The sequence below is a fragment of the Halomonas sp. TD01 genome, from assembly GCF_923868895.1.
GTDB lineage: Bacteria > Pseudomonadota > Gammaproteobacteria > Pseudomonadales > Halomonadaceae > Vreelandella.
Window position 1 is genome coordinate 1,024,673 of sequence record NZ_OV350343.1, and the last position, 22,763, is coordinate 1,047,435.

A 22,763-nucleotide genomic window follows, 5' to 3' on the forward strand; every position below is an offset into this window, starting at 1 on the left:
TTGGTTACTTCTCAATTACCTCCATTTGACTAGAGTTCAACCAAACCTTTGCTAGTGAACGAGCCCTCTTCTACCACCATTTCCACAACAACGCCGGGCACGTCGCCATTTTCGTCAAATTCATGGGAGCCAGAAGCGCCTTCGTAGTTGATCTCTGTACCTGCTGCAATCAGCTCGACCGCTTTTTCCCACTCGCCCGGCAGTATTACTTCGCCTGGCGCGCTGGAAACACTGCGTAGCGCTTCAGAAAGCCCTTCACGCTCAGCGCTGCCATTTTGCTCAATAGCCAACGCCACTAGGAAGGCCGCATCATAAGCCTGGGCAGCGAATACGGCGCTAGGGTCGATGCCCGCCGCTTCAGCCGCTTCATTGAAAATATCCGTTCCGGGAAGGTCAGGGCTACCGGGACGCGTCGCGATCATGCCGTCCAGTATGTCAGCGCCAATCGCTTCTACTAAGCTATCACCGACCATGCCATCGGCACCCACATACTGGGTGAACATGCCGCTTTCGTAGGCTTGGCGCAGTACCGTCTGGCCGGAGGTATCGGCATAGGCCAGTACGACCAGCGTGTCTGCACCACTCGAAGACAGCGAGCCAAGCTCAGAACGGTAATCGGCACGGTTATCTTCATGTGCGAGGTTTTCTGCTATTTCGCCACCGCCCGCTTCAAAGGCGTCACTGAAGGCATCCGACAAGCCACGGCCATAGTCGTTGTTAACGTAGGTCACTGCGACAAAATCGATGCCTTTATCAAGCAGTAGCTTGGCAAGCATTTCGCCTTGGAAGGCATCCGACGGCACGGTACGGAAAACTAAGTCGTTGTCATCCAACTCAGAAACCGCGGGAGCCGTTGACGCAGGCGAGACCATCAACACACCACCTGGAATCGCTGCGTTATTGGCAGCGGCAATCGTCGCCCCAGTACACAAAGCGCCGACAATCGCGGTGACTTGCTCAGAATTCACCATGCGATCTGCGGCGTTAGATGCAGCAGAGGCATCCGAACAGGTCGTATCCCCTGACGGCATTTCCAACGTTTGCCCCCCCAAGATGCCGCCCTGCTCATTTATCTGCGTCACGGCAAGCTGAGCACCCGCAAAAATGGGTGGTGTCAGGCTTTCAATTCCCCCGGTAAAGCCGCCCAAGAAGCCAACTTTGACCTCCGCCTGGGCCATGCCCGCTAACGCGAGTGATGAGGCCGCAACGGCGGTGGCTAATGTGCGCTTATTAATCATATTATTGGTCGCTCCGAGTCTGTTAAGTGCCCCGACTGTCCAGCGCGGGACTTCTCTTAATTTGGAACTGTAACGCCAAAAACACAAGCAACGCTTTCTAACGCAACGTGGGACGGAAAGTCACTATCTCTAACAACTATCTCTAACAACTATCTCCAACTACTATTCCCACCAGCCAAACCCTAACACCGGCATGGCAAGCGCAAACACCGCCACACAGATGACGGCGACGGCGACCAAACTCATAACCGCCCCGGCGCGCAGCATATCGCTCACCTGAACTTTACCACTGCCGAACACAACGGCATTGGGTGGCGTAGCGACGGGTAACATAAAGGCGCAAGAGGCAGCCATGGCGACCGGCACAGTAAGCAGTAGCGGACTTTGCTCCATGCTTACGGTTAGCGCGGCCGCCAGCGGTACAATAGCCGCCGCCGTAGCAGTATTACTGGTCACGTGGCTCATTAGCATGACCGTGACGACCACCATGAAAACCATCGCCCAGATAGGCCAGTTTACAAACACGGCCATCACGCTTGCCACTACCTCGGCCAACCCTGAGCTTTCGATGGCACTGCCTAAACTAAGCCCGCCGCCCACCAGCAATAACACATTCCAGGGGAGGTTCTGCGCACTCTTACAGTCGAGTAAAAACTGGCGTTGTCCCCAACGAGCAGGAATCACAAACAGCAGTAGCGCGCCCAGCACGGCAATACCGCCATCGCTAAGTGTCAGGCCAGTTAGGTTTTCCAGCACTGGGCGCCCCATCCAGGCCAACGCCACCAACGTAAATACAGCGGCAACGCGTTGCTCGGGGCGACTCATTCGGCCGAGGTCTTCCGCCTGCTGGGATAACACTGTACTAATGCCCTCCAGCGGTGAACGAGGTACAGGATAAATCCAGCGGGTCAGCAGCCACCAGCCGATCAGCAATAGCAGCGCCGCAGGCGGCACTCCTACGAGCATCCACTGCGCAAAACCGATCTCGATGCCGTAGTTATCCGCCATAAAGCCGGCCAGTAAAGCGTTAGGAGGTGTACCAATCAGCGTCCCCATTCCGCCAATATTGGCAGCCAGAGCGATACCCAACAGTAAACAAAGTTCCATGGGGCGCTGGTCCAAAGCGCTGCCCTTGCGTTCAAGTAGCGTAAGAACCGACAAACCTATCGGCACCATCAACGCCGCCGTCGCGGTATTGCTCACCCACATGCTGAGGAACGCTGTTGCCCCCATAAAGCCCGCGACCAGGTGGTCTGGCCGCTTGCCCGCCACGGTCAACACACCCAAGGCAATCCGTCGGTGAAGGTTCCAGCGCTGTATGGCCTCCGCCAGCATAAAACCACCCAAAAATAGAAAAATCAGTGGGTTAGCATAAGGAGCAGCCGCTGCATTCACGTCGACCACACCTAACAGCGGTAATAGTGCTATTGGCAACAGCGCGGTTACCGGCATCGGCACTGGCTCTAAAATCCACCAGATAGCCATCCACGCAGTAAGAGCGAGAACACGCCATGCAGCGACGGGCATGTCGTCGGGCGCGCCTGATAACAACAACGCCATCGCAACCAGGGGGCCGCCCAACAGTCCCAAGGTGATTTTGCGTCGCTGCCAGCGCAAGGCGTTAGTAGACGCTTCCATGGTCACTACCTCCTTAATAAAGCGGCCCACATAAGTGCTTGCTAATTATCCTCATCAGCGACCCGCTGCGCCTGCTGCTTACGCAGGCGATTACGGCGGTAAAGCCTTATCAACGCGATTGTCAGGGCGGCGGCCACCATGAGAGCGAGCACAACTCCCTGCCAGGGGCGGGCAGCATCGCCCATCACGGTTTCCAACGTAATAATCAGCATTAAACCCAGCGCCTGCGACCCAATGGCCAGCGCCCGCAGTATGTCGAAAGCGGGTTGAGGCATAGACATCTCCGTAATTTTTAACGTGCATGGTATGGTTCACCAGTGTACCTGCTTAACGGAAAAATCATGAATGCGATTGCCATTGGCCCACTGCTTATCTCCACCCCCAGACTGTACGCTTTAGGCTGCGCGCTACTATTGTTATTGACTAGCCGCTACCTGCTGGGACTAACGTCCTCACAGCACGGGCGATGGTTCAATGGGCTATTGGTGGTATGGCTGCTGGCGGCCCGGATTGTGTTTGTAGCGCTCAACTGGGAAAGCTACGGCGCAGAACCGCTAGAGGCGCTCAAGGTATGGCAGCCCGGCTACAACGCGCTGGGGGGATTGATTGCGGGGTTGATTTGGACAGCCTGGGTGCTGCGCGAGCGGCTGCTGGCGCTCATTGGCGGCCTCGCCATGCTGATCGGCACGACAAGCCTGTGGCTGGTCTTGGTAACGCTTGCCCCCTTAGGCAATGAATTTGCTATTGACGCGTTGCCAGAGGTTACCTTAGACGATGTGGACGGCAATCCAGTGCATCTGCCTTCGCTGGCCGAAAGCGGCGACCTTATTATTGTTAATCTATGGGCGACCTGGTGTCCGCCTTGCCTGCGGGAGATGCCGCTGCTTGAAGACGCTGCAAAGCGTGAGGGTGTCAGTGTGGTAGTCGCCAACCAAGGCGAAGACTTACTGCCGGTCGTGCGCTATCTAGACGAGCAAACACTGGATTTTCGCTACGCACTGCGTGATCCGAACCAAACGCTAATGGCGCAATTTCAAGCCCCTGGCCTGCCCACCACCGTGCTTTTTGATCGTCAGGGCAACACGCTGGATGTACACGTTGGCGAGTTAACCCGCGCCCACCTGGAACGCTGGTTAAAAGATTGACCACGATAGACCTTAATCCCCCCGCTGCTTTGCGTTAGAATCCCCCGCCCTGTTGCCACCGGAGACCTGCCCCGGTGGCGTACAACCTGTTTCTGTAGACTTCCTCGAGGCATCATGAGCGATTTTTCTCCCGGCCAGCGTTGGATTAGCGACGGCGAGGCTGAGCTTGGACTCGGCACCGTGCTTAACTGCGACGCCCGTAGCGTTACCATTTTGTTCAGTGCCAGCCAGGAAACCCGTACGTACAACACCCGCCAAGCCCCCTTGACTCGCGTCATGTTCGGCAGCGGCGACCGCGTGATTTCTGCTGATGGCTGGCAGATGATCGTAGACGATAGCAAAGAGACCAGTGGCTTAATCACTTATATTGGCGAAGATAGCGACGGCAACCCTCGTGAGCTATCCGAGGCAAAGCTTGCCGACACCATGCAGTTTGACCAAGCGCGCGATCGGCTGCTGACTGGCCAAGTTGATCGCAATGACTGGTTTGATCTGCGTTTTCGCACGCTGCACCACTATCAGCGCATCGAGCAGCATAGCGCCCTAGGCTTTGCTGGGCCGCGCATCGACCTGATTCCTCACCAGCTTTATATCGCTGACGAAGTGGCCGGTCGCCATGCCCCTCGCGTTTTGCTAGCGGACGAAGTTGGGCTTGGTAAAACGATTGAGGCAGGGCTGATTCTCCACCGCCTGCTACTGGCTGGCCGAGTAGAACGCGCGTTGATTTTGGTGCCAGACAGCCTTACTCACCAATGGCTAGTAGAGCTTTTACGCCGTTTCTCACTCAACGTTAGCCTGCTGGATGAGCAGCAAAGTCTCGCCCACGGTAGCGCTAATCCATTTGAAAGCGCCCAAATAGTATTGGCTAGTCAAGGTTGGCTGTTCGCCAACACGCACCGGCAAGAGCAGGCCCTGGCGAGCCACTTTGACCTGCTCATCGTCGATGAAGCCCATCATCTCGACTGGAGTCCTGACGGCAGCGGCCCAGGTTATCAGTGCGTCGAACAGCTTTCCGCTGATATTCCTGGTTTATTACTGCTGACTGCCACGCCAGAACAGATGGGGGTTGAGAGCCATTTCGCTCGCCTGCGCTTGCTAGATGCCGAGCGTTATCACGACATCGAACGCTTCAAAGACGAAGAGCATCATTACATCGCTGTTGCCCAAGCCATTGATGCCTTGGATGAGCTACCCAATACCGCCGAGGCGCGTGAACGGGTCGATAATGTAGCGGATGACCGCGACAGCCAAGCGTTGCTAGCAACGTTATGCAACCCTGAGGCGAGTACTGAACAGCAGAATGCTGCTCGCGCTCAGTTGCGCGATGCGCTGCTTGATCGTCACGGTACTGGGCGCGTCATGTTCCGCAACAGTCGCCGGCATGTGGGCGGTTTTCCGGAGCGTCGCCTGCACCTCGCCCAGTTGGAACTGCCATCGGCCTACCGACGCGTGCTGCGTCGCTTGGAACGCGATGATGATTACCTGGACGAGTTGCTGATTGAAACGGGCATGGATCACCCGGACGTACTGATCTATCCAGACACTATGTACCGCGAGCTAAGCAACGACCCACTTAACACCGAATCCTGGTGGCATATCGACCCACGGGTAAATTGGCTGCTGGAAAAACTTAGCGACGATAGCGACAGCGGCTTCGCCAACGACAAAGTACTGATTATTGCCCACCATAGAGAAACCGCAGAAGGGCTTGCCGAAGGGCTTCGCGTACTAGGTGGCTATCACGCGCCGGTATTCCATGAAGGGCTCTCACTCGTCGAGCGTGACCGTGCCGCCGCAGCATTTGCCGATGAAGAAGATGGCTGCCAAGTGCTGGTGTGCTCTGAAATCGGTTCAGAAGGCCGCAACTTCCAGTTCTGCCGCCATCTGGTGATGTTTGATATGCCCCAGCATCCCGACCAGTTGGAGCAGCGCATTGGCCGCCTAGACCGGATTGGCCAGCGCCATGCCATTGAACTTCACGTGCCTACCTTTACCGGCAGCCCCGGTGAGCGCCTGCTGCGCTGGTACCACGAAGGCATGGATGCCTTCAGCGCACCCCATGGCATTGGCAGCGACCTATATGACGCCTTTGGCGATGCCCTGGCCGATGCGTTACTTGACGATGAAATGCTCAATGAAATCATCGACGAAACCCGCGAAATGTTCACCGCCAAATTGACTGAACGGGACGCTGGCCGTAACCGCCTGCTAGAGCTAAACGCCTGCCGCCCCGCCCGTGCTCAGCAGGTAATTGATGCGGTGCGTGAGCTGGATGAAGACCCAGCGTTGCCGCGCTTTGTAGAACGCGCACTGGATATTTTTGGCGTAGATAGCCAAGAGATTGGCAATGGCTTGCTTTATTTGCAGCCTAGCCAGCACATGCTGGACGGCCTACCTGGGTTAGTGAAAGGTGAAGAGGGCTTTTCAGCCACTTACAGCCGTTCGCTGGCGCTTGCACGAGACGACATTCAGCGACTCTCTTGGGAGCACCCGCTGCTACGCGAAATGATGGAGCGCATCTTAGATGGCACTATGGGTAACACCGCATTGGCGCTGTTGCGGCACCCTGCCATTCCCAGCGGCCGCTTGATGGCTGAGCTGGTCTTCCGTACCCACTGCCCTGCGCCTAAATCACTACACCTTAACCGCTTCTTGCCGCCCACGGCGGTGCGCGTCCTGCTTGATGAGTCAGGCGCAAACCTAACCAGTAAGATTTCCTTCACCGGTCTTGGCAAAAACCTGCAGAAAGTGAACAAGTCATTGGCACGAGACTTGATTAAAAGCCGTCATGACCAGCTGCGTGCACTCCTCATTCAGGGTGAAGGTGAAGCCGAACGTGAGCTGCCCAGCATCGTGGAAAGCGCTGAAACACGTATGCGAGCCCAACTGGATGCAGAACTCGCACGCTTAACCGCCCTGGCAGAACACAACCCAGCCGTTCGTAGTGAAGAACTTGAGGCCCTGAGGCAAGAGCGCCAAGCGCTCAGCGACGCGATAGAAAACACCCGCTTACGGCTTGATTCCGTACGGGTGATTATCACTGTCGACCCCAACGCCTAACGCTGAAAAGCTAGAGAATGGCCTCTAACGCCTTATCGAGCGTCGGGTACTGAAAGGTGAACCCGGCCTCTATCAGGCGTGCAGGGCGCATATCGGCCCCCGTCAGCAATAATTGTGACATTTCTCCGAAGCCCGCTTTTAGTACGAAAGCGGGCACCGGGAAAACCGCTGGTCGGTGAAGCTGCTTAGCCAACGTTTTCGTAAACTCAGCATTCGTCACCGGATGCGGAGCACTGCCATTAAACACACCTGAAAGCGTCGACTCGTCCATCAAAAACATAATCGCTGCCACGAGATCATCGCGATGGATCCAGGGCATAAACTGTTCGCCACTGCCAAAACGTCCCCCTAGCCCAAGTTTAAACGGCGGCAGCATCTTCTGCAGCGTGCCGCCACCCGCCTCAAGCACCAAACCTATACGCAGTATCGCTAAACGAACGCCCATCGCTTCAATCGCCTTGGCGGCCGCTTCCCACTGAGCACAAAGCCGATGAGCAAACTCATCGTTAGGCGACGTTGTTTCATCCACCACCGTATTGCCTTGATTACCGTAATACCCCATAGCGGAGCCACTGATCATCACTTTGGGTAACGCTTGCCCATTGGCTTCGAGCTGCTCACAAAGCGTTATCAATTGCTGGGTGCTGTCGATTCGAGAGCGAATCAGCGTCTCTTTTTGGCTATCACTCCAGCGCTTTGCAGCAATCGACTCACCAGCAAGGTTCACCAACACCTCGGGGGGGGTATCCATAAATGCCTGGGCGCTATCACGAATATCGCAGGCTTTCGGCAACCGGCCACGCACTTGGTGCGGCGCTCGGGAAACCACCTGCACCTCGTGCCCTTGAGTGAGGAGTTGTTGGCAGAGTCGCTGACCAACAAAGCCGCTACCTCCGGTGATTAATACCCGCATGGTGTCACTCCTATGGCCTGATAAGGTGGGTAGCGTATGCCCACATAGACGCTGAACTGCAAAGCTGGGATTAGCAGCGATTTAAATGATCGTTGCATCGTATTTTATTGTACGATATCTATACACAAACGCTACACATTGATCATTACACATTTAATTAGCCGTCGCGAGCTCCTATGCCTGAACAATTGCCTGTGTCTTCAACACTTTCTGACGCCCACTCAGTGGCAATTATCGGCGCTGGTCTGTCTGGCCTTGCCTGCGGACATCAGCTTGCCAGTCAGGGAGTTAAGGTGGCGCTATTTGATAAAGCGCGTGGCCCCGGTGGCCGCATGTCAAGCAAGCGACGCCCATCAGCGGCACTGGACCTAGGCGCGCAGGCATTTACCGTGCGCAATGAACGATTCGCTAATAAAGTAGCCGAGTGGCAAACCGCTGGCTGTGTTGCTATTTGGCCAACGTCTCGTTATCAGGCTAGCGCATCCGGCTGGCAAACACACAATGACGATCAGTTGCGTTACACCGGCGCGCCACGCATGAGTGCAGTAACCCGTCATCTAGCCGACACGCTTAACGCCCTACCCAATGCCGCCATTACGCTTGAAACCCACATTACGGCGTTTGATAAAACGGCGGCTGGCTGGCAGCTTCACGATACCAACGGATCAATACACGGGCCTTTCGATGTGGTAGTTATCAGCGCCCCGCCGCCCCAGGCTAAAGCATTATTAGCAGAGTGGGAGCCAACACTGTCAGCTGCCTGTGAAGCAAAGCCTCAACGAGGATGTTGGGCAGGTTGGGTTATTTTCGAGAAACCGCTACCGCCAATAACGCAGGTGGCGCCAGCGTGGCACACCGTTCACACACAACATTCAGTGCTTCGTCTAGCGTCACGCAATCACACTAAGCCTGGACGTGAACATCAGCCAGAAAGTATTAGTTTGCTTGCTCAACTGGACTGGAGCGACCTACATATTGAGAGTGACGGCGAAAGCGTTGCCCAACAGTTGCTGGAAGCATTTGTGTCGCTGCTGCCCAATAACACAAAGCTTCCGAACGTCATTGAACTCGGTGCGCACCGCTGGCGCTATGCGCAACCAGCGCAGGCAGGTCAACAGGCGTACTTATACAGCACGAGTGGGTTAGCACTCTGCGGCGACAGCTTCAAAGGTAGTCGTGTCGAAGATGCTTGGCTGTCAGGTGATGAGCTAGGCAAGGCCTTATTAGGCCGGTCGGTCTAAAAAAAGAAAGAAATCTTCACTTTTCGAACATATTGGAAAGGTTGTACCCAGAAGCCACAAGTTGTACAAAGGTGGCTATAATAGCGCAAAGCTATCTAGACGATTAATGATGACCCGATTATGTGGCAAAACGCCTGTCAGGCGTTGAAGCTCCGCCACGACAATTATTGACAGATCCCTGCACTCTTATTTGCAGGCAACCAAGAGGCAATGGCGCCCATGAGCATCAAGGCGACCCACCCACCCGATACCCCGCTTTATCCGATTAGGGAAGTTTCCCGTTTAACGGGTGTGAACTCGGTCACTCTTCGTGCCTGGGAGCGTCGCTACGGTTTAATTCGTCCACAGCGCACCCCAAAAGGTCATCGTTTATACGCGCAAGACGATATCACTCGCATTGAGCGCATTTTGCAATGGCTGAACCGCGGCGTTCCGGTTAGCCAAGTAGCTGATTTAATTGACCAACCTGAAACGGTGGAAACACCATCACCGAATGCTGGCGACTGGTCAAGTCAGCAGCAGTTACTGCAGGCCACTATAGAAGCGGTTGACCTCCCCAAACTGGAAGCACTGTACCACCAGAGTCTGGCGCTATATCCACTAAGCGTCGCGATTAACGAGCTCTGGCAGCCCGTTATTCTAACGCTGGAAGCCAAATGGGCAGATCAGCCTGATGACCTTGTGCGCCGTACCTTCGAAGCCTTCCTGCGTAGCCAGGTAGGCATTCGCCTACACTATGCCAACCAAGCAACGCGCGGCCCGTTAATCCTGTTAAGTGCGATGCCTGATGACCCCGGCCCGCTGTGGGTGTTGATGTGTGCACTTATGGCCAGCGAGCAAGGCTACCGCGTACAAATGTTTGACCGTTCGTTGGCGCTGGAGGACCTTCCTCAGGCCGTATCCCGACTGCACTCGTCGATGGTATTGCTTTCCAGCGGCCAGCGGGAAAGCGACGACTATATTGGTCGCGCACTTCCCCAGGCAGCAGAAGCGTTAAATGTCCCTATTGGGGTCTGTGGTGAAGTGGCACGATTAAGAGAAAATGAGCTACGTGACGGCCCTGTGCATATGTTAGGCGACGACCTACCCCAAGCCATTGCACGACTTCGCCCTCTGCTACGCGAATCGGGAATTCTCTGAAATATCGGGTGCCATTTAACATTACCGCTGGTAAGGACATCGCATGAATTTGCAGCTCGTTTGGCTGCGTAGCGACTTACGCATTCACGATAACTCCGCGCTTGCCGCCGCGGCTGCCAAAGGCCCCGTCTTGGCCGTATTTTTGCGCAGTGTGGCTCAGTGGCAAGATCATGGGCACGGGGCTACCAAGCTCGATTTCTGGGCACGAGGCGTTGCCGCGATTAAAACGTCGCTAAACGGGCTGAATATTCCACTTTTGCACCGCGATATTGATCACTATGATGAAGCGGCTCAGGTATTGCTTGATATCGCCCTTGAGCACCAGATTACCCAGCTCCACTTTAACTATGAATATGCGCTGAACGAGCAACATCGCGATCAGTCCGTACTCAATGCTTTTAAACGAGAAGGGATAACCGCCCAGGGCCACCATGACGCAGTTGCCTTCGCCCCCGGCAGCTTGTTGACCGGAAAAGGCGATTATTACGGCGTCTTTACACCGTTTTCGAAAGCTTGGCATAAACAGGTCACGACCGAGCAGCTTGCCTTACGAGACACCCCAGGCGTGCAAGCCCCGCTAGAAGTCGAAAGCGACCCACTCCCCGCGCTTCCATCTCTTGATAGCGAACTGGTTGATGAACGCCTGTGGCCTGCTGGGGAAGACGCTGCTAGTGACAACCTCGAACGTTTTTTACGTTTTCGTGGACGGCACTACAAGCAGCAGCGAGACTTCCCGAAGGTGCGCGGCACCAGCGAACTTTCGCCCTACCTAGCGCTAGGCATGATCTCCTATCGTCAATGCCTTCAAGCAGTGATGAGCGAAAATGGTGGCCACCTGGCCGATGGTGATGCAGGACTGACCACCTGGGTGAATGAGCTTATTTGGCGTGAATTTTATCAGCACGTAGCGGTAGGCTTTCCCAAGGTCTGCCGCTACCAACCTTTTCAAGAACATACCAAGCAGCTCAACTGGCGTGACGACGACGAAGGCTTCCAAGCATGGTGTGAAGGCCGCACCGGCTATCCGATCGTCGATGCGGCCATGCGCCAGTTGGTGTCAACCGGCTGGATGCACAACCGCCTGCGCATGATTACTGCCATGTTTTTAAGTAAGCATCTGCTGATTGACTGGCGGCGTGGTGAGGCGTTTTTTATGCGCCATTTAATCGACGGTGAGTTTTGCGCAAATAACGGCGGTTGGCAGTGGGCGGCATCAACCGGCACGGATGCAGCGCCCTATTTTCGTATTTTTAACCCCACTACCCAGTCAACGCGCTTTGATCCAGATGGCGAATTCATTGCCCAGTGGCTGCCCGCACTAAAACCACTGCCTGCAAAAGCTCGCCATGCACCGCCCCAGGACATGCTGAACTCGACGGACTACCCAGCCCCCATCGTTGATCATAAAGCAGCGCGCCAGCGCGCCCTGGATGCTTTTAAAGCGCTCTCTAAATAACAGCCCTCTCTTTTGCATCGCCTATGCTGAGGCGATGCAAATCGATCTATTGCCTCCTCCTCGCCTCATCGCTTTCTTATTTTTCTTAACCATTACAGGACCGCATGATGCCTAACGACCAAGCTTTGGCGAATTTTTGCGCCTTTTTTAATAAACTAGACAATACCTGTACAGAAAAACTATACGAGGTATATACTGAGGAAGTTGTCTTCAACGATCCGCTACACCACATTGAAGGGCGCGCGGCGCTAGAGCGCTATTTCGACACCATGTACGAGAACGTTGAACGTTGCCAATTTACTTATCACACGCAACAACAGTTGGCTAATCAAGCATTTGTAACGTGGACAATGGAATTTATTCATCCACGTTTGGCCCATGGCAAACCCATCCGTGTCGCGGGGTGCAGTGCGCTAACGTTTGAAGAAGATGGCCGGGTTTCAAAGCACCGCGACTATTTCGATGCAGGGGCCATGTTATACGAACACTTGCCAATAATGGGACGCGTCATACGTTGGTTGAAACAGCGCATTAGCTGAGATCTGACCCGTTTATTCACATGCAGGTTGCATGCTAACAGGCCGCCACAGGAGAACATGATGAGCACATGGAAAACGCCCCAGCGCATTTGGCTTACGGGTGCAACGTCAGGCATTGGTGAAGCGCTTGCCAAAAAACTCATCACCCAAGGTCATCATGTCGTGCTCAGTGCCCGTAACCAAGAGGCACTCGATGTTTTGTGCGCCGGCCATTCCAATGCTTATTCACTCCCTCTTGATATCAGCGATCGCCAGGCAGTGATTGCGGCTGGCGAGCAAATCAGTACATGGTTGGGCGCACTGGATATTGCCTTATTCAATGCAGGCACCTGCGAATATCTCGATGCCCAGCACTTTGATATGGCGCTTATTGAGCGGGTTTTTACACCTAACTTGTTTGGCACCCTGTATGGCGTGGAAGCAGCACTGCCACTATTACGAGCTGCCCGTAAAGAGGGCAAACCTGCGTGCCTTGCCGCCACCTCCAGTGCTTCTGCTTATTTGCCGCTGCCCCGAGCCGAAGCCTACGGTGCCTCAAAAGTGGCTATCAGCTACTTTCTGGAATCATTACGCCTCGACCTCGACCAAGAGGGCATTGATGTCAGCTTGATCCATCCGGGGTTTGTTAAAACACCCCTGACCGATCGCAACGATTTCCCAATGCCCATGCAAGTCACCGCAGACCAAGCCGCCGATGCCATCATTGCCGGTCTTTTTAAAGGAAGGCTGGATATCCACTTTCCGCGTCGCTTCACCTATCTCGTGAAATTTTTAGGAATTTTACCGCCTGCGCTGCGTCGTCATATCGGCCTACGCATGACAAGACGTCAAGAGGAGCAACAATGAGTGGCATGGCTTCACAGCGCATCGCAATTATTGGCAGTGGCATTAGCGGCATGGCAGCGGGTTGGTACTTATCCTCCCGGCATGAAGTAACGCTTTTTGAAGCAGACGATCGTCTTGGCGGGCATACGGCTACGATGGACGTAGAGGTCGGGGGGGAGTCTTACGCTATCGACACAGGCTTTATTGTTTTCAATGATTGGACCTATCCCCATTTCCAGCGCTTACTAGAAACACTTGAAGTGCCTAGCCAGGCCACCGAAATGAGTTTTTCGGTGCATGAAACCAATATTGATTTTGAATATAACGGCCATACGCTAGGTTCTCTGTTTGCCCAGCGGCGCAATTTGCTCAGCCCCGCTTTTTATCGTCTTTTACGCGACATCTTGCGCTTTAACAAACAAGCAACGGCTGACCTAGAGTGCAAGCGCCTTCCCAGCAACATGACGCTAGGCGAATACCTTGACCAACATGGCTATGGTGAAGCTTTTCAGCGACGTTACCTGCTGCCCATGGGAGCAGCCATTTGGTCAGCGAGCATTGGCGACCTACGCGCCTTTCCGCTGACATTCTTCGTCCGCTTTTTCCGCAATCATGGCTTGCTGTCGGTTAACCACCGCCCTCAATGGCATACCTTAGTCGGCGGTTCGAAACGCTACATTCCCAGCATGACAGCGCCTTACGCGGCGCGCATTCACTTGAATACTCCCGTGACGCGCATTGAGCGAAACGCTACAGGCGTGATGGTCACGACCGCTCTGGGTACGCAACGATTTGATCATGTCGTGCTGGCCTGCCACGCCGATCAGGCATTAGCGATGCTCGGCGACCCGACACCCGCTGAGCAAGACATTCTTGCTGCCATGCCTTATCAAGATAACGAAGTAGTGCTGCATACCGACACATCGCTGCTGCCTCGGCGGCAGCGCGCCTGGGCTAGCTGGAACTACCGTTTAGATGGCAGAGGAGCAGACGAGCGGGTGTCTGTTACCTACAACATGAATATTCTGCAGCGATTGGAAGAGGCTGACACTACCTTTTGCGTCACGCTTAACGACTCAAACAGCATTGACCCCGCGAAGGTGCTCGGACGTTATACCTATGCCCATCCCCAGTTCACCTTGGAAGGGCAGGCTGCGCAAATGCGCCATGACGAGATATCCTCGGTTGCTCGGCGCACCCACTTCTGCGGCGCTTATTGGCGCAATGGCTTTCACGAAGATGGAGTATGGAGCGCGCTACGGGTTGCTCAAGCACTAGGTTGTGATGAGGCAGCCGCGCCACCAACAACGCCTACGGCGCTACCGGCCCATGACCTTATGCCTACCAACAGCGTTGGGGAGGGGCTTGGATGATTGTCGCGCCTCGCTCGCGTATTTACCGCGGTACTTTGCGTCATCGTCGCTTCACACCTAAAGAGCACGCCTTTAGTTACCGCGTATGGATGGCGTGGCTCGACCTGGATGAGTTGCCGACACTATTTGACAACGTGCCTGGCTTTAGCGCCCGAAGACCGGCACTAGCACGCTTTCGTCGCGAAGATTATCTCAGCCCTACCGATAAGCCATTACGTACAGCGGTACGCGAGGAACTAATTCGTCAGTTGGGCAGCGCCCCCAATGGCAAGATTTACGTACTGACCCAGTTACGCACCTTTGGCACCGTCTTCAATCCTGTTTCGATGTACTACGCCTATGACCATTTAGGCAGGCTGGCGGCTGTCGTTGGTGAAGTCACCAATATGCCCTGGAAGGAGCGTACCTGCTATGCCTGCCAGGTCGATACGGCTCGCCACAGCCATCATGCAAGCTTTGATAAGGCCATGCATGTGTCGCCTTTTAACCCCATGGAAATGACTTATCGCTGGAAATTCAACTCACCCGGCGATCAGCTCTATCTTCACATGGAAAACTGGCAGAGCGGGCAGCGCCATTTCGACGCCACACTGACGCTTGAGGCTGCCCCAGCGACACGCGGCGTTCTGCTAGCGACGCTGGCACGCCAGCCCTGGATGAGTCTGAAAACAGTCGCGGGAATTCATTTTGAAGCGTTTCGGCTTTGGCTTAAGCGTAACCCCGTTTATAACCACCCTAAGCGCAAGGAGACTTCAAAATGACGACCCTGCGTTCTACACCCCCTGAAATACAACCGGTTAACCAGGATCGTTTCACCCGCTGGTTAAAACCACGCCTGATGGCTCAGTTAGATGCCTTTCAGGGTGGTCGTATTACCTTAATTGAAGGCGATCAGTGCCATCATCTCGGCCAGGAAGGTGCGCTTCAAGTGAGCGTCGTGATTCGTCACTCCCGTGCCTGGAAAAGGCTCGCGTTTGGCGGCACAGTGGGCGCGGCTGAATCCTATATGGATGGCGACTGGGACGCTGATGACTTAGTGGCTCTGGTGCGTTTGTTTGCGTCCAATCTTGACCACGTAAACGGTAACATGGAGAACGGGAGTGCCCGCTTTACCCGTTGGTTACTTGGCGCTGCCTATCGTTTCCAACGTAACAGCCTTTCCGGTTCAAAGCGCAATATCTCCGCGCACTACGATATTGGCAATGACCTGTTTGCTACATTTCTTGATCAACGCCACTGGATGTACTCCAGCGCTGTTTTCCCCTATCCGGAAGCCAGTCTAGAAGAAGCGTCTACCTATAAACTCGACATCATGCTCGAAAAGCTAGATGTGCGGCCAGAACACCACCTGCTGGAAATTGGTACCGGCTGGGGTGGGCTTGCGATACACGCCGCTAAAACCCGTGGCTGTCGTGTCACCACCACTACTATTTCTGAAGAGCAGTACGCGCACACCGCCCGCCGCATTCAAGAAGAGGGGCTCGGCGATAGAATCAACCTGCTAAAGCAGGATTATCGCGAGCTAACCGGCCGCTATGATCGACTGATTTCGGTTGAGATGATTGAAGCCGTCGGCCATCAGTATTTGAACACCTACCTTAAAAAGGTCGACAGCCTGCTCACTGATGATGGGCAGGCTATGCTGCAAGCCATCACTATCCGTGACCAACGGTTTGAAGAAGCTAAACGGGATATGGACTTTATTAAACGTTATATTTTCCCGGGCGGTTTTTTGCCTTCTCATCACGCCATGCTAACCAGCGTCATGCGCAAAACGTCACTGAACGTGGTAGCGCTTGACGAAATTGGCCAGCACTACGCACGCACCTTACGCGAGTGGCGGCACCGCTTTGAAGCCAGCCTCGAGCAGATAAGGCAGCAGGGTTACGACGAGCGGTTTATTCGCATGTGGCGTTACTATTTGTGCTACTGCGAAGGCGGCTTTATTGAGCGCTCTATTGGTACGTGCCACTTATTGTTGGCGAAACCAGCCGCAAAACCCGAACCGTTAACGGGCGCACTATAAATGGCTAGCCCACGCTGGCAAAGTTTGCTGTTCAATGCACTACGCTTCGAAGCAGGCTGGTTGCTGTGCGTCCTGGGCGGCTCGTGGGTGGCTGCTATGACAGGGAGTGTACTGCTCGGCTGGCATTTTTGGCGCTGCGCTAAGCCCGGCGAATGGCGCTTTATTGGTGTGTTAGCGCTACTCGGGTTGGCACTGGATGGCGGCCTTCATATGGCGGGAGGTTTCGACTTCGGTGAACAGGCCTTGGTGGCTGGTTTGCTGCCGCTGTGGCTTTGGATGCTTTGGCCTCTGTTTGCCACGCTGGTATTCCACTCGCTTGCCTGGCTGTGGCGATATCCAGTTATTGCGGCGGTTTGCGGTGCGGTCAGCGGGCCGCTGTCCTATGTTGGCGGTGCTACGCTCACCGGCGTTAGTTTGGCTCCCTGGCTACTGCCTGCACAGGCCCTTATTTGGGCAGTGCTATGTTTTGGCATCAGTCGTTACGTCAACCACAAGACCACTGTTTCTGGCGTTCGCTAGGACACTTCTTCAGCCAATATTTGCGGCGCCCAACGTTGTTCAAGCTCATCAGCAGGTAACGGTCTAGCAAAATAGAACCCCTGCACTAGCGTGCAGCCAGCATCAATCAGAAACTGACATTGCGCTTGCGTTTCTACGCCTTCGGCTACCACCTCCAGCCCCATACCCTCTGCCATCGCCAGCACAGCCGTTACAATAGCCGCATCTGCTTGGTCGTGAGGCAGCTCGCGAATAAATGCACGATCTAACTTAATTTTATCCACCGGCAAACGCTTCAAATAACCAAGCGAGGAATAGCCCGTACCAAAATCATCGATTGCAATCGCATAGCCTTGGTTACGCAGCGCCTGCAGGCGTGGTCCCATATCTCCGGCTCGCTCGTCCAGCAAAACAGATTCCGTCAATTCTAGGCCAATTTGAGATGGCTTTAGCTGGTAACGTTCTAAACAACTAGACAGCTGAGTTTCGAGGTCTCCCTGAAAAAGCTGCAGCGCGGAAATATTGATCCACACAGCCACTTTTGGCATACCGCTGTACTGCCAATGAGCCTGTTGGGCACAGGCTTTTTCGATGACCCAGCTACCGAGTTCGGACATCAGTCCATGACGTTCAGCTAGCGGAATAAAATCGCCCGGCGAAATCATACCGTCCTGAGGGTGGCGCCAGCGCAGCAACGCTTCCATGCCCACCAAATCACCAGTCCCCGGATGATGCTGCGTTTGGTAGTGCAGCTCAAGCTGGTCACCGGATATCAATGCTGCCCGCAAATCGCTCACCAGGGCGAGCTGGGGGTTATCTTGTTTATCCAGCGCGGGGCGAAACCGCTGGCTGTGGTTACGCCCTAAGCGCTTAGCGCTATATAAGGCAGATTCCAGCCGCTGAAAAAGCACGCCGGATTCATTTCCATCTTCTGGGGCACGGCTGCTACCAATCGTTAACCCCAAGCGTAGCGATTGATCTTTTATTTCGAATGGACGGCTCATGTGCTCACGAAGGGTCGCCACCCATCTATCATGATCGTCGAAGGTGGTCGTGCGAATCACCATGAATTCATCGCCACCGAGTCTGCCCACTTCACTGCCAGCCATATAACCCGTTAACCGTTGAGCAAAGCGCGCCAGCAAACGGTCACCCTGCTCTACCCCTAGGCTATCGTTAACCGATTTAAGCCCATCAATATCAATCAACGCCATATCCAAACTTTCACCTGCACGAAGATGGCGCAGCCGAGAGGACATCAGATCGTGTAAGCGTCGCCGATTTGGCAATCCCGTTAGCGGGTCTTCATAGCCAATGCGACGCAAATCACGCTCGCGCGTTTTTTGGGAGGAGATATCAGTAAATAGATTGATGAAATGAGTGATTTTGCCGCGCTTGTCAGTAACCGCACGAACCTTTAGCCACTCGGGGTACTCATCACCATGCTTGCGGCGATTCCACATCTCGCCTTCCCAACGGCCAGTCGCCTTTAACGTGCTCCAAAACGTCTGATAAAACGCTTTATCGTGACGCGGAGCCGCTAACGTCTCTAGCTTACGGCCAATCATTTCCTGGCTTTCGTAGCCGGTGATTTGGGTAAACGCGGGATTAACCGTCAAGACGCGATTATGCACATCGCTGATAACAATGGCGTCGCTCGCCAACCCTATTGCATCTTGCGAAAGACGTAGCCGCAGAGCTTGTTGACGTATTTGGTTCCAAGCATCCCACAGGCCAAATGCAACCAAACTGGCCGACACCATACGTAGCGCCGTGTCAGGCACCCACACACAAGCAGGCAGCGCTATTAACGCCATCCACACCAGCGGACGATTAAGAGAAACAGGCAGCCACATGGCGGTTTAGTGTGTCCTATAAATGAGCCAAATAGGGCATGGTTAACAGATATGGCATCATGCCGCTTAACAAAAAACATGGATACACCATATTACGTCAATAGGGCGTTTATTGTGCAAAATCGCACATTTGAAATAACAGAGTGCTAACAATTGTTATCGGCACATAGGTAAAAAGCTGTAGAAAAACACGATAAGTGTCCGACGACGTGCATTCAGAGGTTTCGGGAAGTAGACTAGACCCAACTACCATCTTGATACTCGGAACGATTCAGTGACCAAGCAACATTCCTTTGATCGCGAAGAACTGCTGGCCTGCTCGCGCGGCGAGCTATTTGGCCCCGGAAACGCACAGCTTCCGGCTCCCAACATGCTGATGCTTGATCGCATCATGCACATTCACGAAGAAGGTGGTGAGCATGGCAAAGGCGAGCTAATCGCCGAACTGGACATCACCCCGGACCTGTGGTTTTTTGATTGCCACTTCCCCGGAGACCCAGTCATGCCAGGCTGTTTGGGGCTAGATGCCATGTGGCAGCTTGTGGGCTTCTACCTGGGTTGGCTTGGCCACCCTGGGCGTGGACGTGCACTCGGCTGTGGCGACGTTAAATTCAGCGGCCAAATTCTACCCGACGCGAAAAAAGTGACGTATCACATTAATGTGAAGCGCATTATTACCCGTCGGCTTATTCTAGGCATCGCCGACGGCACTGTGTCCGTCGACGGACGCGATATATACCAGGCTAATGATCTGCGCGTTGGCCTATTCACCTCCACTGCGAATTTCTGACAGGAGGCTCCCATGCGACGAGTGGTAGTCACCGGCCTTGGCATCGTGTCGTGCTTAGGCAACGACCAGCAACAGGTCTTAGACGCGCTCAAAAACGGGCGCAGCGGTATTCGTTTTAAGGAAGAGTACGCCGAACGCGGCTTCCGTAGCCATGTAGCGGGTAGCGTCGACATCGACCTTGATTCCCTCATTGACCGCAAACTTCGCCGATTTATGGGCGATGCTGCAGCTTATGCGTATGTGTCTATGGCACAAGCGATTGAAGATGCAGGGCTCTCTGAAGAGCAGGTGTCCAACGAACGGACTGGGCTTATTGCCGGGTCTGGCGGGGCATCCAGTGCAAATCAGGTAGAAGCAGCAGATGTCATGCGCGAAAAAGGCCTACGCCGTGTGGGGCCGTACCGAGTTACCCGCACAATGGGTAGCACCGTGTCGGCATGCTTGGCAACGCCGTTCAAGATCAAAGGCGTAAACTTTTCTATCTCGTCTGCCTGCGCAACCTCTGCTCACTGCATTGGTAGTGCGATGGAGCAAATCCAGCTAGGCAAACAGGATGTCGTGTTTGCCGGTGGTGGCGAAGAAGAGCACTGGACCCTGTCTTGCTTATTCGATGCGATGGGAGCCCTTTCAACGCATTACAACGATACGCCAGAAAAGGCCTCTCGCCCCTACGATCAGGCCCGCGATGGGTTTGTCATCGCTGGCGGTGGCGGCATGTTAGTGCTTGAAGAACTGGAGCACGCTAAAGCTCGTGGTGCCAAGATATATGGCGAATTGGTTGGCTATGGTGCTACCTCCGACGGCCACGATATGGTTGCCCCTTCCGGTGAAGGTGCCACGCGCTGCATGCGTCAGGCCATGGCGACGGTTCAGGGCGATATTGATTACATCAACACCCACGGAACGTCTACGCCAGTGGGCGATGTTGCAGAGTTGAAGGCGATTCGTGAGGTCTTTGGCAATACAACACCTGCCATGAGCTCAACCAAGTCGCTTACCGGCCATTCGTTAGGCGCAACCGGCGTTCAAGAGGCGATTTATTCACTGCTAATGATGCAACACGACTTCGTCGCTGCCTCAGCTAATATCGAGCAACTCGATGAGCAGGCGGATGGGTTCGACATCGTTAGAGAACGGCGTGACGGCGTTACCATCGACCGGGTGCTTTCCAACAGCTTTGGGTTTGGCGGTACTAACGCTTGTTTGGTTTTTCAGCGCTTTGATGGCTGATTCCTGGTAATGCGATGTACGTCGCAACACGATGTAAAAACGGCGCCTTAAGGCGCCGTTTTTATGTTGAACGAGAGGTTGGCCGAGGCACATCTGAAATCTCTTGCAACTGCCCTTCAATCCAGGCTTCAACATCTACCAGCACTTCGTCAGGTGTACGGCCTGCAGTTTCTATAGGCGCACCGATACGAACCCTTAGCACACCTGGGCGCTTTACCCAATGACGCCCAGGCCAGCGCTCACCAGCATTGTGCGCCACTGGCAGCACCGGCACACCTGCTCGGCAAGCCACCACGCTACCACTCTTGTTGTAGCGCTTACGGATGCCCGGGTCGACACGCGTTCCCTCTGGAAAAATGAGCACTGAAAGCCCAGTTCCCAGTCGCGCGACGCCTTGCGTCAACACCTGCTTCATAGCGCGGGCAGGCTTAGAGCGATCCAGACTAATCGGCCGCAACAGACGTAACCCCCAACCAAAAATAGGGAGTCGCAGTAACTCTTGCTTTAGAACCGTGCACACTGGCGGCTTCATCACCTGCAGAAACACCGTTTCCCACTCGCATTGGTGGTTTGCCTGAATTACACAGGGGCCAGCCGGAATATTTTCTCGCCCCTGAATGTCATAACGAACGCCACACGCCACTTTGAACCACACCATCAAAAAATGGTTATAGAGATTCAACAAGCGATAACGGGCAGCCAACGGCAGGAACGGCGCAATTGGCAAAAATAGCATGCCAATCAACAGCATGGCCGAAAAATACCCCGCGTAAAAAACCAAGCTGCGAACCAGATTGATCAAGCCAACTCTCCTGTCCCTTCGCCCTGCTGTTGTTCCCGCGTCAAACACCAAGCATCCAGCATACGCCCTACCTCCAACCGCCACGGCTTTTGATGTACACCAAACACATCGAGCACACGCCGGCAATTTAATACTCGCCGTAGCTTGGCATCATGGTGATGATTAAGTGCTTGCACATCGCCAAGTGCCACGTTTTCACCGCGTCCTTCCAAATGGGTTGCCAACTGAGTGCGCACCATTGAGGTAAACGTAAACGCGCTAACTGGCTCTGTACCCGCTAAGTGGTAAGCCCCCCAAGCATCGGCCCCACAGACTTGCTGCTGCAGCATGCCTATCAACGCCATGGCGACGGCATCGGCAGACGTAGGGCAAAAAATGACATCTTCAGCGGCACGCGCAGGTTGCCCTATCATCAAACTATCGATTATTTCGTTTAGCCACGCATGGCTGCCTTCCAGCGCAAACAGGGGGCCCAAACGAACGATTAGGTGCCGGTGATACTCAGCACGGATACGATCACCCGCTTGCACCAAGCGGCGCAGGCTCTCATCCCGTGGGGCAGGTACCACATGTTCATCAATAGGGATCTCAAAACCGTCTTCGTAAAGCTGGTCTGAAACACACCACACCAACGCAATGCCCTGTGCTTGGCAAGCATCCATACAAGCATCAACGGCATCGGCATGAGCCGTTACATCGGCAGGTGCCATGCTAAGTGGGTGCGCCAACGGCGGAATAATCACCGCATCAGGTGTTATCGCCTGGAGCTGAGCTGAGGTAATCGTACTACCCTGCTCAATAACAAGCTCAGTATCCGTTCGGCGACTGGCTTCTTGGGCTAACGCCAAGCTTAAACAGTGCCCTGCATCTAGTATCAGCAACTTCACGAAGGCTTCTCTCCTTTGGCGTGTCGTCGCCACGCTTACGATTTTGATCGTCCCCAGCTGACCATTCTAAACGTTAACGGACGAATCGGCACATGCCGCGGAGAAG

Annotated in this window: 20 protein-coding genes; 13 read left to right on the forward strand and 7 right to left on the reverse strand. The window is 54.5% G+C overall.

Annotated features, from left to right (window positions below):
• Positions 1 to 29: 29 nt before the first annotated feature.
• From L1X57_RS04880 to L1X57_RS04890, 3 genes are all read right to left on the reverse strand, one after another.
• Complete coding sequence (locus L1X57_RS04880; protein WP_009723923.1) at positions 30 to 1,238, reverse strand: ABC transporter substrate-binding protein; 1,209 nt, start codon at positions 1,236 to 1,238, stop codon at positions 30 to 32.
• Between the two features lie 162 nt (positions 1,239 to 1,400).
• The gene (locus L1X57_RS04885) at positions 1,401 to 2,876 is read right to left on the reverse strand and encodes an SLC13 family permease (RefSeq protein ID WP_009723924.1); all 1,476 of its coding nucleotides are present in this window, start codon (positions 2,874 to 2,876) and stop codon (positions 1,401 to 1,403) included.
• 41 nt (positions 2,877 to 2,917) lie between these two features.
• Complete coding sequence (locus L1X57_RS04890) at positions 2,918 to 3,151, reverse strand: hypothetical protein (protein ID WP_009723925.1); 234 nt, start codon at positions 3,149 to 3,151, stop codon at positions 2,918 to 2,920.
• 66 nt (positions 3,152 to 3,217) lie between these two features.
• Between L1X57_RS04890 and L1X57_RS04895 the strand changes: the two genes are divergently transcribed.
• The gene (locus tag L1X57_RS04895; protein ID WP_009723926.1) at positions 3,218 to 4,021 is read left to right on the forward strand and encodes a TlpA family protein disulfide reductase; all 804 of its coding nucleotides are present in this window, start codon (positions 3,218 to 3,220) and stop codon (positions 4,019 to 4,021) included.
• 114 nt (positions 4,022 to 4,135) lie between these two features.
• On the forward strand, positions 4,136 to 7,081 hold the full coding sequence (gene rapA / locus L1X57_RS04900) for an RNA polymerase-associated protein RapA (protein WP_009723927.1): 2,946 nt from the start codon (positions 4,136 to 4,138) through the stop codon (positions 7,079 to 7,081).
• A 10-nt stretch (positions 7,082 to 7,091) separates the two neighbouring features.
• Here rapA and L1X57_RS04905 read toward each other — a convergent pair whose 3' ends face one another.
• Complete coding sequence (locus L1X57_RS04905) at positions 7,092 to 7,994, reverse strand: TIGR01777 family oxidoreductase (RefSeq protein ID WP_009723928.1); 903 nt, start codon at positions 7,992 to 7,994, stop codon at positions 7,092 to 7,094.
• A gap of 176 nt (positions 7,995 to 8,170) precedes the next feature.
• On the opposite strand from L1X57_RS04905, the gene L1X57_RS04910 reads away from it, so the two are divergent.
• The 9 genes from L1X57_RS04910 to L1X57_RS04950 all read left to right on the forward strand — a co-directional run bounded on the left by L1X57_RS04910 (position 8,171) and on the right by L1X57_RS04950 (position 17,113).
• Entirely contained in the window at positions 8,171 to 9,235 is a 1,065-nt protein-coding gene (locus tag L1X57_RS04910; RefSeq protein WP_009723929.1) for an NAD(P)/FAD-dependent oxidoreductase, read from the forward strand.
• 219 nt (positions 9,236 to 9,454) lie between these two features.
• Complete coding sequence (locus L1X57_RS04915) at positions 9,455 to 10,375, forward strand: MerR family transcriptional regulator (protein ID WP_186004654.1); 921 nt, start codon at positions 9,455 to 9,457, stop codon at positions 10,373 to 10,375.
• A 43-nt stretch (positions 10,376 to 10,418) separates the two neighbouring features.
• Positions 10,419 to 11,831 (forward strand): deoxyribodipyrimidine photo-lyase, encoded by a 1,413-nt coding sequence (gene phrB, locus L1X57_RS04920; protein WP_009723931.1) that lies wholly within the window; start codon positions 10,419 to 10,421, stop codon positions 11,829 to 11,831.
• 107 nt (positions 11,832 to 11,938) lie between these two features.
• A complete protein-coding gene (locus L1X57_RS04925; protein ID WP_009723932.1) occupies positions 11,939 to 12,370 on the forward strand; it encodes a nuclear transport factor 2 family protein in 432 nt (143 codons plus the stop codon).
• 60 nt (positions 12,371 to 12,430) lie between these two features.
• Positions 12,431 to 13,216 (forward strand): SDR family NAD(P)-dependent oxidoreductase, encoded by a 786-nt coding sequence (locus L1X57_RS04930; protein WP_009723933.1) that lies wholly within the window; start codon positions 12,431 to 12,433, stop codon positions 13,214 to 13,216.
• Positions 13,213 to 14,568, forward strand: a complete 1,356-nt coding sequence (locus tag L1X57_RS04935; RefSeq protein WP_009723934.1) for an NAD(P)/FAD-dependent oxidoreductase — start codon at positions 13,213 to 13,215, stop codon at positions 14,566 to 14,568. The genes L1X57_RS04930 and L1X57_RS04935 overlap by 4 nt, the downstream gene beginning before the upstream one ends.
• Positions 14,565 to 15,329 carry a DUF1365 domain-containing protein gene (locus L1X57_RS04940; RefSeq protein WP_009723935.1) on the forward strand — a complete coding sequence of 255 codons (765 nt, stop codon included), beginning with the start codon at positions 14,565 to 14,567 and terminating at the stop codon, positions 15,327 to 15,329. The genes L1X57_RS04935 and L1X57_RS04940 overlap by 4 nt, the downstream gene beginning before the upstream one ends.
• Positions 15,326 to 16,594 carry an SAM-dependent methyltransferase gene (locus L1X57_RS04945; protein WP_009723936.1) on the forward strand — a complete coding sequence of 423 codons (1,269 nt, stop codon included), beginning with the start codon at positions 15,326 to 15,328 and terminating at the stop codon, positions 16,592 to 16,594. Before L1X57_RS04940 ends, L1X57_RS04945 begins: the two co-directional genes overlap by 4 nt.
• The gene (locus tag L1X57_RS04950) at positions 16,595 to 17,113 is read left to right on the forward strand and encodes a DUF2878 family protein (RefSeq protein WP_009723937.1); all 519 of its coding nucleotides are present in this window, start codon (positions 16,595 to 16,597) and stop codon (positions 17,111 to 17,113) included.
• Here L1X57_RS04950 and L1X57_RS04955 read toward each other — a convergent pair.
• Positions 17,110 to 18,948 (reverse strand): putative bifunctional diguanylate cyclase/phosphodiesterase, encoded by a 1,839-nt coding sequence (locus L1X57_RS04955; RefSeq protein ID WP_009723938.1) that lies wholly within the window; start codon positions 18,946 to 18,948, stop codon positions 17,110 to 17,112. The two genes, L1X57_RS04950 and L1X57_RS04955, sit on opposite strands and share 4 nt — an antisense overlap.
• 274 nt (positions 18,949 to 19,222) lie before the next feature.
• Between L1X57_RS04955 and fabA the strand changes: the two genes are divergently transcribed.
• Both fabA and fabB read left to right on the forward strand, forming a co-directional pair.
• Positions 19,223 to 19,738 carry a 3-hydroxyacyl-[acyl-carrier-protein] dehydratase FabA gene (gene fabA / locus L1X57_RS04960; protein ID WP_009723939.1) on the forward strand — a complete coding sequence of 172 codons (516 nt, stop codon included), beginning with the start codon at positions 19,223 to 19,225 and terminating at the stop codon, positions 19,736 to 19,738.
• Positions 19,739 to 19,750: 12 nt separating this feature from the next.
• Positions 19,751 to 20,968 carry a beta-ketoacyl-ACP synthase I gene (gene fabB, locus L1X57_RS04965; protein ID WP_009723940.1) on the forward strand — a complete coding sequence of 406 codons (1,218 nt, stop codon included), beginning with the start codon at positions 19,751 to 19,753 and terminating at the stop codon, positions 20,966 to 20,968.
• Positions 20,969 to 21,029: 61 nt separating this feature from the next.
• Here the strand turns inward: fabB and L1X57_RS04970 are convergent, their stop codons facing one another.
• Both L1X57_RS04970 and L1X57_RS04975 read right to left on the reverse strand, forming a co-directional pair.
• Positions 21,030 to 21,770, reverse strand: coding sequence for a lysophospholipid acyltransferase family protein (locus tag L1X57_RS04970; protein ID WP_009723941.1), 741 nt, complete (start codon positions 21,768 to 21,770; stop codon positions 21,030 to 21,032).
• Positions 21,767 to 22,657: a sugar nucleotide-binding protein gene (locus L1X57_RS04975; RefSeq protein WP_009723942.1), complete on the reverse strand. Its 891-nt coding sequence runs from the start codon at positions 22,655 to 22,657 to the stop codon at positions 21,767 to 21,769. The genes L1X57_RS04970 and L1X57_RS04975 overlap by 4 nt, the downstream gene beginning before the upstream one ends.
• Between the last annotated feature and the right edge of the window lie 106 nt (positions 22,658 to 22,763).

Coding starts and splice junctions, on each gene's coding strand:
- L1X57_RS04880 (WP_009723923.1), bottom strand. CDS start 1,238: ATGATTAATAAGCGCACATTAGCCACCGCCGTTGCGGCCTCATCACTC.
- L1X57_RS04885 (WP_009723924.1), bottom strand. CDS start 2,876: ATGGAAGCGTCTACTAACGCCTTGCGCTGGCAGCGACGCAAAATCACC.
- L1X57_RS04890 (WP_009723925.1), bottom strand. CDS start 3,151: ATGCCTCAACCCGCTTTCGACATACTGCGGGCGCTGGCCATTGGGTCG.
- L1X57_RS04895 (WP_009723926.1), top strand. CDS start 3,218: ATGAATGCGATTGCCATTGGCCCACTGCTTATCTCCACCCCCAGACTG.
- rapA (WP_009723927.1), top strand. CDS start 4,136: ATGAGCGATTTTTCTCCCGGCCAGCGTTGGATTAGCGACGGCGAGGCT.
- L1X57_RS04905 (WP_009723928.1), bottom strand. CDS start 7,994: ATGCGGGTATTAATCACCGGAGGTAGCGGCTTTGTTGGTCAGCGACTC.
- L1X57_RS04910 (WP_009723929.1), top strand. CDS start 8,171: ATGCCTGAACAATTGCCTGTGTCTTCAACACTTTCTGACGCCCACTCA.
- L1X57_RS04915 (WP_186004654.1), top strand. CDS start 9,455: ATGAGCATCAAGGCGACCCACCCACCCGATACCCCGCTTTATCCGATT.
- phrB (WP_009723931.1), top strand. CDS start 10,419: ATGAATTTGCAGCTCGTTTGGCTGCGTAGCGACTTACGCATTCACGAT.
- L1X57_RS04925 (WP_009723932.1), top strand. CDS start 11,939: ATGCCTAACGACCAAGCTTTGGCGAATTTTTGCGCCTTTTTTAATAAA.
- L1X57_RS04930 (WP_009723933.1), top strand. CDS start 12,431: ATGAGCACATGGAAAACGCCCCAGCGCATTTGGCTTACGGGTGCAACG.
- L1X57_RS04935 (WP_009723934.1), top strand. CDS start 13,213: ATGAGTGGCATGGCTTCACAGCGCATCGCAATTATTGGCAGTGGCATT.
- L1X57_RS04940 (WP_009723935.1), top strand. CDS start 14,565: ATGATTGTCGCGCCTCGCTCGCGTATTTACCGCGGTACTTTGCGTCAT.
- L1X57_RS04945 (WP_009723936.1), top strand. CDS start 15,326: ATGACGACCCTGCGTTCTACACCCCCTGAAATACAACCGGTTAACCAG.
- L1X57_RS04950 (WP_009723937.1), top strand. CDS start 16,595: ATGGCTAGCCCACGCTGGCAAAGTTTGCTGTTCAATGCACTACGCTTC.
- L1X57_RS04955 (WP_009723938.1), bottom strand. CDS start 18,948: ATGTGGCTGCCTGTTTCTCTTAATCGTCCGCTGGTGTGGATGGCGTTA.
- fabB (WP_009723940.1), top strand. CDS start 19,751: ATGCGACGAGTGGTAGTCACCGGCCTTGGCATCGTGTCGTGCTTAGGC.